This window comes from Allokutzneria sp. NRRL B-24872, from assembly GCF_002155965.1.
In the GTDB taxonomy this organism is placed as follows: domain Bacteria; phylum Actinomycetota; class Actinomycetes; order Mycobacteriales; family Pseudonocardiaceae; genus Allokutzneria.
Genome location: NZ_MUMH01000021.1, coordinates 1 through 251 on the forward strand (window position 1 = coordinate 1; position 251 = coordinate 251).

The window sequence follows — 251 nt, forward strand, 5'->3', positions numbered from 1 at the left end:
CCGCCGGCGTGGGGGCGTGGGGGCTCGGCCCCCACAGGGCAATGCGAAAAAGCCCGTACTCACGCATTCCGTGAGTACGGGCTTCCCCGCTTTGTAGCCCCGACGGGATTTGAACCCGCGCTACCGCCTTGAGAGGGCGGCGTCCTAGGCCGCTAGACGACGGGGCCTTGAACTAGGGAGGTGTTTATCCTGCCCTGCTGGGGTACTAGGACTCGAACCTAGAACGGCAGAGCCAGAATCTGCTGTGTTGC

1 tRNA gene is annotated in these 251 nt (G+C 64.1%); it reads right to left on the reverse strand.

The window, feature by feature from the left end:
* Positions 1–94: 94 nt before the first annotated feature.
* Positions 95–167: transfer RNA gene (locus tag CCN37_RS06275), tRNA-Glu, on the reverse strand.
* Positions 168–251 lie beyond the last annotated feature (84 nt).